At 67.9% G+C, this 12,612-nt stretch carries 11 protein-coding genes and 1 tRNA gene; 8 read left to right on the top strand and 4 right to left on the bottom strand.

From position 1 onward, the window contains the following. Positions 1 to 43: 43 nt before the first annotated feature. Together AC6LKG_RS02670 and AC6LKG_RS02665 are read right to left on the bottom strand one after the other, a co-directional pair. The gene (locus tag AC6LKG_RS02670) at positions 44 to 751 is read right to left on the bottom strand and encodes a FadR/GntR family transcriptional regulator (RefSeq protein WP_498162520.1); all 708 of its coding nucleotides are present in this window, start codon (positions 749 to 751) and stop codon (positions 44 to 46) included. A gap of 49 nt (positions 752 to 800) precedes the next feature. Beyond that, positions 801 to 1,721, bottom strand: a complete 921-nt coding sequence (locus AC6LKG_RS02665) for a LysR substrate-binding domain-containing protein (protein WP_498162519.1) — start codon at positions 1,719 to 1,721, stop codon at positions 801 to 803. 176 nt (positions 1,722 to 1,897) lie between these two features. Between AC6LKG_RS02665 and AC6LKG_RS02660 the strand changes: the two genes are divergently transcribed. The 5 genes from AC6LKG_RS02660 (at position 1,898) to AC6LKG_RS02640 (ending at position 8,589) form a co-directional block, all read left to right on the top strand. After that, positions 1,898 to 3,229, top strand: coding sequence for an MFS transporter (locus tag AC6LKG_RS02660; protein ID WP_498162518.1), 1,332 nt, complete (start codon positions 1,898 to 1,900; stop codon positions 3,227 to 3,229). Next, positions 3,229 to 4,323, top strand: coding sequence for a M14 family metallopeptidase (locus AC6LKG_RS02655; protein ID WP_498162516.1), 1,095 nt, complete (start codon positions 3,229 to 3,231; stop codon positions 4,321 to 4,323). The genes AC6LKG_RS02660 and AC6LKG_RS02655 overlap by 1 nt, the downstream gene beginning before the upstream one ends. A 225-nt stretch (positions 4,324 to 4,548) precedes the next feature. Beyond that, complete coding sequence (locus AC6LKG_RS02650) at positions 4,549 to 6,630, top strand: TonB-dependent receptor domain-containing protein (protein ID WP_498162676.1); 2,082 nt, start codon at positions 4,549 to 4,551, stop codon at positions 6,628 to 6,630. Between the two features lie 78 nt (positions 6,631 to 6,708). Next, positions 6,709 to 7,494, top strand: a complete 786-nt coding sequence (gene otnI, locus AC6LKG_RS02645; protein ID WP_498162514.1) for a 2-oxo-tetronate isomerase — start codon at positions 6,709 to 6,711, stop codon at positions 7,492 to 7,494. Between the two features lie 111 nt (positions 7,495 to 7,605). Continuing rightward, complete coding sequence (locus tag AC6LKG_RS02640; RefSeq protein WP_498162513.1) at positions 7,606 to 8,589, top strand: Bug family tripartite tricarboxylate transporter substrate binding protein; 984 nt, start codon at positions 7,606 to 7,608, stop codon at positions 8,587 to 8,589. A gap of 35 nt (positions 8,590 to 8,624) precedes the next feature. On the opposite strand, the gene AC6LKG_RS02635 is transcribed toward AC6LKG_RS02640, so the two are convergent. Further along, complete coding sequence (locus tag AC6LKG_RS02635; protein ID WP_498162512.1) at positions 8,625 to 9,524, bottom strand: EamA family transporter; 900 nt, start codon at positions 9,522 to 9,524, stop codon at positions 8,625 to 8,627. A 193-nt stretch (positions 9,525 to 9,717) separates the two neighbouring features. Between AC6LKG_RS02635 and AC6LKG_RS02630 the strand changes: the two genes are divergently transcribed. Together AC6LKG_RS02630 and AC6LKG_RS02625 are read left to right on the top strand one after the other, a co-directional pair. Continuing rightward, positions 9,718 to 10,194, top strand: a complete 477-nt coding sequence (locus AC6LKG_RS02630; RefSeq protein WP_498162510.1) for an Lrp/AsnC family transcriptional regulator — start codon at positions 9,718 to 9,720, stop codon at positions 10,192 to 10,194. A gap of 12 nt (positions 10,195 to 10,206) precedes the next feature. Continuing rightward, positions 10,207 to 10,815 (top strand): LysE family translocator, encoded by a 609-nt coding sequence (locus AC6LKG_RS02625; protein WP_498162508.1) that lies wholly within the window; start codon positions 10,207 to 10,209, stop codon positions 10,813 to 10,815. Between the two features lie 101 nt (positions 10,816 to 10,916). Here the strand turns inward: AC6LKG_RS02625 and AC6LKG_RS02620 are convergent. Continuing rightward, positions 10,917 to 10,992: transfer RNA gene (locus AC6LKG_RS02620), tRNA-Phe, on the bottom strand. Between the two features lie 283 nt (positions 10,993 to 11,275). Here AC6LKG_RS02620 and hemA point away from each other — a divergent pair. Then, positions 11,276 to 12,550, top strand: coding sequence for a glutamyl-tRNA reductase (gene hemA, locus AC6LKG_RS02615; protein WP_498162506.1), 1,275 nt, complete (start codon positions 11,276 to 11,278; stop codon positions 12,548 to 12,550). Positions 12,551 to 12,612 lie beyond the last annotated feature (62 nt).

The following is a 12,612-nucleotide window of genomic DNA, read 5'->3' as shown; positions in this document are numbered from 1 at the left end:
GTTAATCGCTGATTCCCGTGCCGCGCCGTTGCCGCTGGTGCGTTCAGCGATGCGCCTGACGCAGTCGCTTGGCGGCGTTGACCATGTGGATGCGCGCGGCTTCGCGCGCCGCCTCCACGTCCTGGCGCCGGATGGCTTCGACGATGGCTTCGTGTTCCCGCAGCACCGCGCGCATCTGGTCGGCGTGGCGCGCCTCGTTGCCGCGCGTGACGCGGGTGGCGGCTTCGAGATACTGGCTGACGAAGGCCAGGGTGGCGAGAAAATACGGATTGCCGGTGGCGCGGGCGATGCTGCGATGGAAGGCCACGTCTTGCGCGACGCCGTCGCCGCCGTTGTCCACCGCCATGGTGATGGCGGCCAGCGCGTCGTCGATGGCCGCCATGTCGCGCTTGCCGCGCTGGGCGGCCGCCTGCGCCGCGATTTCGGTTTCCAGCGCGCGGCGCAGATCGACGACGTGCAGCACCGCGTCCAGTGAGCCCAGTTCGGCCGCGTCGATGCGCAACGCGCGGTTGCCGCCCTGGCCGGTGACGAATACGCCGCTGCCCTGGCGCGCTTCGACGATGCCGTCCTGGCGCAGGCGCGACACCGCTTCGCGGATGACGGTGCGGCTGACGCCGAATTGCTCGGCCAGGCGGGTTTCGGTGGGCAGTTTTTCGCCCGGCTGCACGCGGCCCGCGTCGATCTCGGCGAGCAACTGCTTGGCCACTGTGTCGGTCAGCGAGGGAGGCGTGTGGAGTCGGGGAAAGGCCATGGCATGGGGCCGTGAGAAGAGGGCGCGGCACCGCCCCGGGACAGGGGCTTCATGATAACCCGGCGGCTCCGGCCGCCGCGCGGGCGCGGTTCAGGCAGTCGATGAAAAGCTGCGCGGCCGGCGTCGGCGGCGAGTCGGCGCGCGTCAGGATCGATACCCGCGCCGCCGGCAGCGGGTGCGCCAGCGGCAGGATGCACAAGGACGTCGGCGCCAGCACGCGGTGCAGGCCATTACGCACGAAAAAGCCCACCGCGTCGCTCTGTCCCAGGATGGCCAGGGCGATGGCGATGGACTGGCACGGGATCACATCGGCGGGCGGCGGCAGGCCGCGTTCGGCGTAGGCCAGGCGCAGCAGATTGGTGGGCGTCTGCGTATTGCCGGGCATCAGCCATAGCAGGTCGCGCAGTTCGGCCAGGTCGGTTGCGTGGCGCAGGGGATGGTCGGCGCGCGCGCCCACCGCCAGCGGCAGGGTGAACAGGGTGGTGCGGGCAAAGCCGTCGTAGATGTCGCCGTCGTATTCGGTCTGCACCACGAGGTCGTAGCGGCCCGTCTCCAATTGGTCGTGGCTGTAGGGCGGCGCGACCTCATGGAAGGCCACCGCCACGCGCGGCATGCGGGCGCGAAACGCCGCCAGCGCGGCCGGCAGTATCGGCAGCACCGACGAACTGATGGCCAGGTTGAGCGTGCCGCCCTCGCCGTCGCGCATCTGGTCGATGTCTTCCTGCGCGCGCCGCGCTTCCTGCAGGATCAGCACGGCGCGCTTGTGCAGCGCCTGGCCATAAGGCGTCAGCTCGACCCCCTTGGCGCTGCGCCGCACCAGTTCCGCGCCCAGGCTCTGTTCCAGTTCGCGCAGGCTGCGCGTGGCCGCCGGCTGGGTCACGCACAGGGCGCGGGCGGCGGCGCGGATGCTGCCATGTTCGGCGATCAGCACGAAGGCGCGCAACTGGCGCAGGTTCATCGGAGCAGGCACGGCGGGCTATAAGCAAAAGTCATCACTGCGCGAAAAATACTGTCTTTTGCGTTTCGGCGGCCATCCGTATATTCACTAGGGCCTGTTCGCACTAAAAGGAGCTTTAGTGTGAACAGGCCCTAGCCACGGCTTCGGAAACACGGGCCGGCATAGAGATCGGACATCAAGGGGAAAACATGTCTATCGCCATCGCGGCCGGCGCCGGCGCGCACAGCCTGCATACGCCTTCGATGCGCCGGCGGGTCATCGCCGGCACCACCATCGGCAATGCGCTCGAATTCTTCGACTTCACCGTCTTCACGTTCCTGATGCTGGTCATCGGGCCGCTGTTCTTTCCGGCGGCCTCCAGCTACGGGCAATTGCTGCTGACCACGGCTACTTTCGGCGTCGGCTTCCTGATGCGGCCGGTGGGCGGCATGCTGATCGGTTCGTACGCCGACCGCCATGGCCGCCGCGCCGCCATGACCTTGACGCTGTGGTTGATGGGCCTGGGCTGTGCGCTGATCGCCGCCGCGCCCACCCATGCGCAGATGGGGCTGCTGGGGCCGGTGATGATGGTGCTGGCGCGGCTGATCCAGGGTTTTGCGGCTGGCGGCGAGGTGGGCGCGTCGACCACGCTGCTGGTCGAGCATGCGCCGCCGTCGCGGCGCGGTTTCTATTCGAGTTGGCAGTTCGGCAGCCAGTCGCTCGGCGTGGCGCTGGGAGCGGTGGTGGTGGGCGTGCTGACGGCCGCGCTGACGGCCGAACAGATGCAGGCCTGGGGCTGGCGCGTGCCGTTCTTGATCGGCATCCTGACTGTGCCAGTGGGCGCCTATATCCGGCGCAATCTCGAAGAGACGCTGCACCTGGACGAACCTGGCACGGGCCAGCCGCGCGCCAGCGGCCACCAGCCGTTGCGCCGGATTTTCACCGAGCACAAGGCGGCGGTGGCCAAGGGCATCCTGCTGATGATCGGCGGCATGGTGTGCGCGCAGATCATCGGTTTCTACATGCCGTCGTACGCGCATCGCGAGCTGGGCCTGCCGGCGACCTCGACCCTGTCGGCCAGTGTCGTCGTGGGCGCGGTCGGCTTCCTGTTCGCGCCGCTGGTGGGCATGCTGGCCGACAGGGTTGGGCGCAAGCGCGTGATCTTCTGGTCGCGGGTGACGACGGTGGCGGTGTTGCTGCCGTGTTTCGAATGGCTGATCGGCGCGCCCAGCAGCCTACGGCTGATGCTGGTGGTGGCGTTGCTGTCGATCCTGCTGGCGCTGCAATCCGCGCCCGGCATCACCATGCTGCCCGAACTGTTTCCGAAATCCGTGCGTACCACTGGCATGTCGGTGGTGTACGGTCTGGGGATTTCCGTGTTCGGCGGCTTCGCCCAATTCTTCGTGACCTGGCTGCTGCACGTGACCGGCAATCCCATGGCGCCCGCCTGGTACCTGATGGTGGCGGTGGCGCTTTCCACGGTGGTGCTGTTCTGGATCCGCGACCGCACCGGCGATGATATCGATAACCAGGAGGCCTGATGCAATCCGCTACGCCGTACTTTTCCCGCAGTTACGCCGAGGCGCGCGAACGCTTCGCCGCGTCGGCCCGCCCGCTGGCCACGCAATTCGCGTCCTATCCGATCGAGCCCACGGGGCGCGAAGGCGAAGCGTTGACCACCGATGTCGCGTTGATCGGCGACGCGGATGCCAGCCGCCTGCTGATCATGACGTCGGCCACCCACGGCGTGGAGGGCTTCTGTGGCTCGGGGTGCCAGTTGGCGCTGTTGGACGATGCCGAGATGCTGGCGCGCGCGCGTCAGGCCGGCGTGGCGCTGCTGTTGGTGCATGCCGTCAATCCGCACGGGTTTTCCTGGATCGCGCGCACCGATGAAGGCAACGTAGACCTGAACCGCAATGCGCAACCGTTCGGCACCCAGGCCTTGCCGGCCAATCCTGAGTACCAACGTATTCACGAGCTGTTGCTGCCGGCGCAGTGGCCGCCGTCGGCGGACAACCGTGGGCAGATCGACGCCTACATCGCCGAGCATGGCGTGGCGGCCTTCAGGCAGGCCGTGACCCGGGGCCAGTACACGCACGCCGATGGGCTGTTCTATGGGGGCGATCGCCCGGCCGCTTCGCTGCTCAATCTGCGCCGCATTCTGCAGGAGCATGCCGCCCGGTATGCGCGGATCGGCTGGATCGACGTGCACACCGGGCTGGGGCCGCGTGGCCATGGCGAGAAGATCTATGCCGGCCGCCGCGACGAGGCCGAAGTGGCGCGTGCGCGCCGCTGGTGGGGTAGCGATATCGCCGTGCCCTACCAGGGCACCTCGGCTTCGGTGGACATCACCGGGCATCTGGCCGGCCTGATCTACCAGGCGTGTCCGGATTCGGTGCCGACGCTGATGGCGCTGGAGTACGGCACACAGCCATCGGAACAGGTGGTGGATGCGCTGCGCGGCCGCAATTGGCTGCGGGCCCATCCCGAGGCATCGGCCGCGCTGCGCGACCAGATCCTGCGCGAGACACTGGAGGCGTTCTATTGCGACGCGCCGGATTGGCAGGGCGCGGTGCTGGGGCAGAGCCGCGTGGCGGTGTTGCAGGCCCTGTTGGGGTTGGCGGCTGACGCCTGAGGCGGGGCACGGGGGCGTCGGCCTGCGGGCGGGTCGAGGCGGGAGCGCGCAGCCGATCGCCTGGGCTGCGCGGGCGCTCGTTCCCTGGGGACGCATTTCCCTGGGGCTTGCTTTGTCATCGGAATGTTATATCATCCTTCAGCTATTTGTAATGATATAACATCCATGAGGGTAACGATGACTGGCAAGATGCAGGGATGGCGGGCCATCCGGGGCAAGCGTGAGATGGCGGCGGCGCGGCGCGGGCGTGGCGCGCGGGCATTCAAGCCGCTGGTCTGCTCGCTGATGCTGGCCGCGCCGGTGGCGCAGGCCGAGACCGAGACCGAGGCCGATCCGTCGCGCCATCGCACGCTGGCGCCAATCACGGTGTCGGCCGTTCCGCTGGGCCTGGACCTGAACAGCACCATGCTGCCGGCTTCCGTGCTGGAAGGCGATGAACTGGTCGAGCGCCGCGCCGGCACGCTGGGCGAGACGCTCAAGAGCCTGCCGGGCGTGAACAGCGACACCTTCGGCGGTGGCGCCAGCCGGCCGGTGATCCGCGGCCAGACCGCGCCGCGCGTCAAAGTGCTGTCCGACGGCTCCGAAGTGTTGGACGCCTCCGGCATTTCGCCGGATCACGCGGTGACGGTGGAACCGTTGCTGGCCGAACGCATCGAGGTGCTGCGCGGGCCGGCCACCCTGCTCTATGGTGGCGGCGCGATCGGTGGCGTGGTGAATGTGGTGGACAAGAAGATTCCCACCGTCGTGCCCGAGAAGGGCGTGGAGATGGAAGGCGAGCTGCGTGGCGCCACCGGCACCAAGGAGCGCGCGGGCGCGGTCGGCATTACCGCTGGCGAGGGCCAGTTCGCGGTGCGGGTCGAGGGCATGAAGCGGCGCACCAGCGACTACGACGTGCCGGATTGGCCCGGCGGCAAGCTGGCCGGGTCGTACAGCGAGTCCACGCAGGGCACGGTCGGGCTGTCGTGGATCACGCCGCGCGGTTATGTCGGCCTGGCCTTCACGCACCTGGAAAGCACGTATGGCCTGCCGGGCCACAGTCACGAATACGAAGGCTGCCATCCGCACGGCGCGCACCTGCATTGCGGCGGCCACGACCATGACCATGGCGACGAAGGCGAGGAAGGCCATGATCACGATCAAGAACATGGCGGCGTGCCTTACGTCAAGCTGCGCAGCAACCGCCTGGACCTGCGCGCCGAATACCAGGACCCGTTCGCGGGGTTCGAGAAGATCCGCGTGCGCGGCGGCCTGACCGACTACCAGCATGACGAGATCGAGGGCGGCCAGGTTGGCACCCGCTTCAAGAACAAGGGCTACGACCTGCGCGTGGAACTGCAGCACAAGCCGCTGGCCGGCTGGCGCGGGGTGATCGGTCTGCAGAACTCCTACAGCGACTTCCGTGCCGACGGCGAGGAAGCCTTCCTGCCGCGCAGCCGCACGCGCTCGAACGGATTGTTCGTGCTGGAGGAGTACCAGTTGAACGACTGGCGCTTCGAGCTGGGCGCGCGCCAGGACTGGCAACGTATCGCGCCATCGGGGGGCGCGTCGCGCACCAGCCTGTCGGGCACCTCGCTGTCGGCGGCCGCCATCTGGGACTTCGCGCCGCAGTACTCCGTGGCCCTGTCGCTGTCGCGCTCGCAGCGCCTGCCGACCGCGCAGGAACTGTATGCCGATGGCGTGCACCTGGCCACCAATACCTACGAGCTGGGCAACTCGGGCCTGGGCCGCGAGACCTCGCACAACATCGACCTGACCCTGCGCAAGCATGCTGGCGACACCACCTTCTCGGCCAGCGTGTTCCATAACCGTGTCAAGAACTACATCTACGCCGACACGCTGGACCGCCACGAGGATTTCCGCCTGATCGAGTACACCCAGCGCGACGCCGAGTTCACCGGCGTCGAAGGCGAGCTGCGGCACCAGTTCACGCCGGTGTTCTCGGCGGCGGTGTTCGGCGACTATGTGCGCGGCAAGCTGACCGGCGGCGACGGCAACCTGCCGCGCATTCCGGCGGCGCGCGCCGGGCTGCGCGGCAACGTCAAGTGGCAGCAATGGTCGGGCGGCGTGGAGTATGCGCGGGTGTTCTCGCAGAAGGACATTGCCGCGTATGAGAGCAGCACGCCAGGCTACAACCTGGTCAATGCGGTGGTGGCGTATCGCGGCCGCTACGGCGCGACGGACTACGAGGTCTACCTGCGCGGCACCAACCTGCTGAACCGGCTGGCCTACAACCATGCCTCGTTCATTTCGTCGGTGGCGCCGCTGCCCGGGCGCAGTGTGATGCTGGGCATGCGCCTGACCTACTAAGGAGCGCTGGCGCGGCGGGATTTCGCGGGCGGATGGATGTGCTAAGTTCCAGCCATGCCGCCCGCCCCGGAATCTGCCATGCTGAAATTCGCCGCCAACCTGTCGATGATGTACCCAGAACATGCGTTCCTGGACCGCTACGCGGCCGCCGCGGCCGACGGTTTCGCGGCGGTCGAATGCATGTTTCCCTACGAGGCGCCGGCCGCGTTCGTGCGCGAGCGCATGGATGCCGCCGGCGTCGCGCAAGTCCTGTTCAACGCGCCGCCGGGCGTTACCGCGCGCGGCGAGCGCGGATTGGCCGCGCTGCCTGGCCGCCAGGATGAATTCCGGGACGGCATCGAGCAGGCGCTGGGCTACGCCACGGCGCTGGCCTGCGCCCAGGTTCACGTGATGGCCGGCGTGGCGCCCGCCGGCCTCGAGCGCGCCGCCATGCTGGACTGCTACCGCGAGAATCTCGACTGGGCCGCGCGCCAGGCGCGTTCGGCCGGCGTGACGCTGCTGATCGAACCCATCAACACGCGCGACATTCCCGGCTACTTCCTCAATCGCCAGGAGGAGGCACACGAGGTGGTGCAGGCGGTCAACGCGCCCAACCTGAAGGTGCAGATGGACCTGTACCACTGCCAGATCGTCGAGGGCGACGTCACCGCCCGCTTGCGCCAATACCTGCCTACCGGACGGGTCGGGCACCTGCAGATCGCCGGGGTGCCGTTGCGCCAGGAACCCGATCGCGGCGAACTGGACTACGGCTGGATCTTCTCGGTGCTGCGCGAACTGCGCTACGCGGGCTGGATCGGTTGCGAATACCGTCCCGCCGCCGGCACCTCGGCCGGCCTGCGCTGGCTGGCCGCGGCGCGAGCCTGAGCGCGTGGGGCCCGGGGGCCTGCCCATTCATGAGCGGCGCCACGGCTATCGCGCCGCGCCGAAAATATAGTTAATATGTTAATTAAATCGAGAACACCAGGAGACAACTCCATGTCCAGAAGAGGCTTCATGCGCCGCGCGCTGGGAACCGTGGCCGTGGCGGCATTCGCCGCGCAGGCCGCGCCCGCGCTGGCCGGCGAATTCCCCGACCATCCGATCCGCTGGCTGGTGCCGTTCAGCGCCGGCGGCGGCAGCGATCTGGCCACCCGCATCGTCGCCAGGCATGTCAGCCAGACACTGGGCCAGCCGGTGGTGGTGGAGAACCGTCCCGGCGCCGCCACGATCGTTGCGGCCCAGGAAACCGCGCGCGCCGCGCCCGACGGCTACACGGTAATGACCGCGGGCATGAGCACGCTGGCCCTGAATCCTTGGCTGTACAAGCAACTGCCCTATGACCCATGGAAGGACCTGACGCCGGTCTCCACTCTGGTGGCGCTACCCATCGTGCTGGTGGCCTCGCCGGCCTCCGACCTGACGAACATGCCCGAAGTGATGGACTATCTGTCGCGCAACAAGACGGCCAGCTATGCGTCGCTGGGCGTGGGCAGCCCGCACCATCTGGCGATGGAGTTGTTCCTGTCGATGTTTGGCGGCAAGGCCACCGCGATTCCCTACAAGGGTACGCCGCCGGCCTTGCAGGACGTGGCCGCGGGTGTGGTGCCACTGATGATGGCGGACTTGGCGGCGGCGCGGCCGTTGATAGAGGCAGGCAAGTTGCGCGCCATCGCGGTGCCGGCGTATGAGCGTTCGGAGCAGTTGCCCGAGGTGCCCACCTTCGGCGAGAGCGGCGGGCCGCCGCTGGAGGCCGCCGCCTGGCAAGGAGTGGTGGCCCCGGGGCGCACGCCTCGCGAGGTGGTGGACAAGCTCAGCGGCGCGATCCAGGCGGCGTTGAAGTCACCCGAGGTGGTCAAGCAGCTCAAGTTGCAGGGCATGGAGCCCATGGGCAGCTCCTCGAGTGAATTCTATGACTTTGCGCGCCGTCAGTATGACAGTTGGGGCGCGGTGATCCGCCAGAAGAACATTTCGGTGGATTGACGCTGCGTGGCGGCGCGCCCGCCGTGCCCTGCGGCCTACCCGGCCGCGGCGGCGCGGTTCTGGCGGCGCGCGGTGGCGGCGCAACCGGCCGAGGCGATGATGATGCCGCAGATCGCCAGCCATTGCGTACCGGACAGGTGTTCGTTCAGTACGATGACGCCGGCCAGCGCGCCCATGGCGGGTTCCATGCTGAGCAACACGCCGAAGGTCTTTTGCGGCAGGCGCCGCAACGCCACCATTTCCAGCGAATAGGGCAGGGCGCTGGACAGGATGCCGACCGCGACGCCGGCCAGGATCAGCTTCGGGTCCAGCAGTGCCATGCCGGCGTGGGCGGCGCCCACTGGCAGCGCCACCATGGTGGCCGCCAGCAATCCCAGCGAGGTGGCCTGGCCGCCGTGCACGTTGCCGGCTTTCTTGCCGAAGATGATGTACAGCGCCCAGCACACCGCCGCGCCCAGCGCGTAGCCGATGCCGGCGGGATCGAGGTCGTGCATCGACTGGCCTGTCGGGATCAGCAGCACCAGTCCGGCCAGTGCGCAGGCGATCCAGACGAAGTCGATGGCGCGCCGCGAGAGCGCCACCGCCAGCGTCAGCGGCCCGGTGAATTCGATGGCGATGGCCACGCCCAGCGGCAGGGTCCGCAGCGCCATGTAGAACAGCAGGTTCATGCAGGCCAGCGTCACGCCATACAGGGCGATCTTGGCGGCGTTGCGCCGCGTCAGTGGAAAGCGCCACGGGCGCCAGAACGCGATCAGGATGATGGCGCCGATGACGATGCGGTAGGCCGTCGTGCCTTGCGCGCCCACCTCCGGAAACAAGGACTTGGCGAACGACGTGCCGATGCACAGCGAGGCCATGGCGCCGATCAGCGACAGCGTTGGCATCAGGGTGGAGGCGTAGGTATCGCGTCCGGAGGGGAGGGCGGCGGTGGTCATGGTGCTGCGGCTACGGGAAAACCAGAAGGGGACGGGAGGCTTCCCAGTGTAAGCAAGGCGCTTGATTATTTCCTGCGCCCGGCGGTCCGCAAATGAAGTTTCCCGTCGAATTCGGGGCGGGGTGGGGCGCGGCCACGTTTAGAATCCCCGAACCGGCCCATCCGGCCGGGACCGCCGCAGTCCGAGACCCCCCATGGAACTAGACGATTTCGACCTTCAGATCCTGCAGAGCCTGCAGGAAGACAACCAGCGCACCAGCCAGGAGGTGGCCGAGCGCGTCAACCTGTCGCCGGTGTCGTGCCTGCGCCGCATGAAGCGCCTGCGTGAGTCCGGCGCGGTCCTGGACGACGTCGCGGTGGTGGACCCGGCGGCGGTGGGGCGCGACATCATGATGGTGGTGCTGGTGTCGCTCGAGAGTGAGCGCGCCGACAAGCTCGATACCTTCAAGCGCGCCATGCGCAACGCGCCGGAGATCATGCAGTGCCTGGCGGTCACGGGCGAAGTGGATTTCGTCGTCACCATGACCGTGCGCGACATGGCGGAGTACGATGCCTTCGCGCAGCGCCACTTCTGGGGTGATCCCAACGTGAAGCGCTTTTCGACGCTGGTGGTGATGAATCGCGTGAAATACGGGCTGGCCGTGCCGACGGCGCGGCCGGACGAGGAATAACAAGGAGTTCCCATGGCCCTGCATAGCTGGCTCATCTACCTGTTGGCCGTGATTGGCCTGTCGATCACGCCCGGTCCCAACACCTTGCTGGCGCTGACCCACGGCGCGCTGCATGGCCACCGCAAGGCGCTGTGCACCATCGCGGGCGGGGCGGTCGGCTTCATCGCGTTGATCGCGCTGTCGATGCTGGGCATCAGCGCGCTGCTCAAGGCCTGGGGCCCGGCGCTGACCGTGTTGAAGTGGGCCGGCGGCGCCTACCTGATCTGGCTCGGCATCCAGCTATGGCGCTCGCCCGGCGTGCAACTGCGCCCGGCGCCCGACATGCCGCGGCTGCGCGGCACGCGCATGTTCAGCCAGGGGTTCTTGTCGGCGATCGCCAACCCCAAGGCCTTGCTGTTCTACGGCGCGTTCCTGCCGCAATTCATCGATCCGGCGCGCAGCCTGTTCACGCAATTCCTGATCATGGCCGCGACCTTCGTCGCCATCGAGTTCCTGGTGGAGTACGTGCTGGCGCGCCTGGCGCACCGCGTGCGGCCTTGGCTGGAGCGCGCGGGGCGGCGCTTCAACAAGGTGTGCGGGGGATTGTTCGCGGCGATGGGGGTGGCGTTGCCGGGGTCGTGAGCGCGCGCAGCGCCAGGGGCGCTGGCGGTCGAGGCGACGCGCGCCACTATCCGCCGCCACAATGCAAAAGCCCGGCTCCAAGGAGCCGGGCTTTTTAATTCTGGTGGCCTGGGGCGGAATCGAACCACCGACACGCGGATTTTCAATCCGCTGCTCTACCAACTGAGCTACCAGGCCAACGAAGTCCGCAACTATACACAATTTTTTAGACTTGTGCCAGTCGCGCCGAAAAAGTCTGAAGAATTTTCGGGCCGCCTTCCAACGGGGCAAGGGGCAGGGGGCGAATACTACAGCAAATGGAGATTGCATGGGGTGCGACGCAAGGTCGCGCCCAGGGCCGCGGATGGCGTGGGGATAACCCGCGGGAGTATAATCATGGCCGGTCCGCTGTTACATGCACGCTGCACCGCATGGGCTTTGCGGGGACCACAGCTCTAATACTTACGGCCTTGTCCTTTACATGTCGGTAGCTGTCCTAGCCTTCGGTCTGAATCACACGTCCGCGCCGGTGTCGGTCCGCGAACGCGTGTCCATGCCCGTCGATCTGGTCAAGCCGGCGCTGGAAGGCCTGCGTTCCGCGTTCGGCGGGTCGGTGCGCGAAGCCGCCATCCTGTCGACCTGCAACCGCACCGAAATCTATTGCGCCGCCGACGGCCACGTGGCCGACCAGTTGCCCGCGTGGCTGGCCGAGCACAACCGCCTGGATGCCGGCACGCTGCGCCCGCACCTGTATCGCCACCAGCATGACGATGCCGTGCGCCACGCCTTCCGCGTGGCCAGCGGGCTCGATTCCATGGTGCTGGGCGAAACCCAGATCGTCGGCCAGATGAAGGACGCCGTGCGCGCGGCTGGCGAAGCCGGTTCGCTCGGCACGCTGCTGCACCAGATGTTCCAGCGCACCTTCTCGGTGGCCAAGGAAGTCCGCTCGCAGACCGCCATCGGCGCGCAGTCGGTGTCCATGGCCGCCGCCGCGGTGCGCCTGGCCGAACGCGTGTTCGGCAACCTGGACCAGGCCCGCACGCTGTTCATCGGCGCCGGCGAAATGATCGAACTGTGCGCCACCCACTTCGCCGCGCAGCGTCCGCGTAGCATGGTGGTGGCCAATCGCACGGCCGAACGCGCCGAGCTGCTGGCCAATCGGTTCTCGGCCAGCACCATGAAGCTGTCGGACCTGACCGACCGCCTGTCCGAATTCGACGTGGTCGTCTCCTGTACGGCCAGTTCCCTGCCAATCCTCGGGTTGGGGATGGTGGAACGCGCCACGCGCCTGCGCCGCCACCGTCCCATGGTGATGATCGACCTGGCGGTGCCGCGCGACATCGAACCCGAGGTCGGCCGCCTGGACGACGTCTACCTGTATTCCGTCGATGACCTGGGCCGCCTGGTCCAGACCGGCACGGACGCCCGCCGCGCCGCCGTGGTGCAGGCCGAGGCCATCATCGAAACCCGCGTCCAGGGCTTCATGCACTGGATGCAATCGCGCGAAGTGGTGCCCGTCATCCGCGACCTGCACCAGGCGGCCGAAGACGTCCGGGCCGCCGAACTCGAACGCGCCCGCCGCCTGTTGGCGCGCGGCGAATCGCCGGAGGCCGTGCTCGAGCAGTTGGCGCACGGCCTGACCCAGAAATACCTGCATGGCCCGCTGGCGGCGTTGAACCGCAGCGAGGGCGACGACCGCAAGCAGTTGCTTGCCTGGATGCCGCGCCTGTTCCCCGGCCGCGACTCGCGCCGTTAGCGGCGCTGCTCCGCCCCGCCTTGCGGCGGGCGCTCGTCCTGGGCGCCCGCCATTCCTGTTTT

The sequence above is a fragment of the Achromobacter sp. 46006 genome, assembly GCF_059761975.1.
Note: the sequence above shows the minus strand (reverse complement) of the source record. Positions and strands in the feature narration are given on the sequence as shown.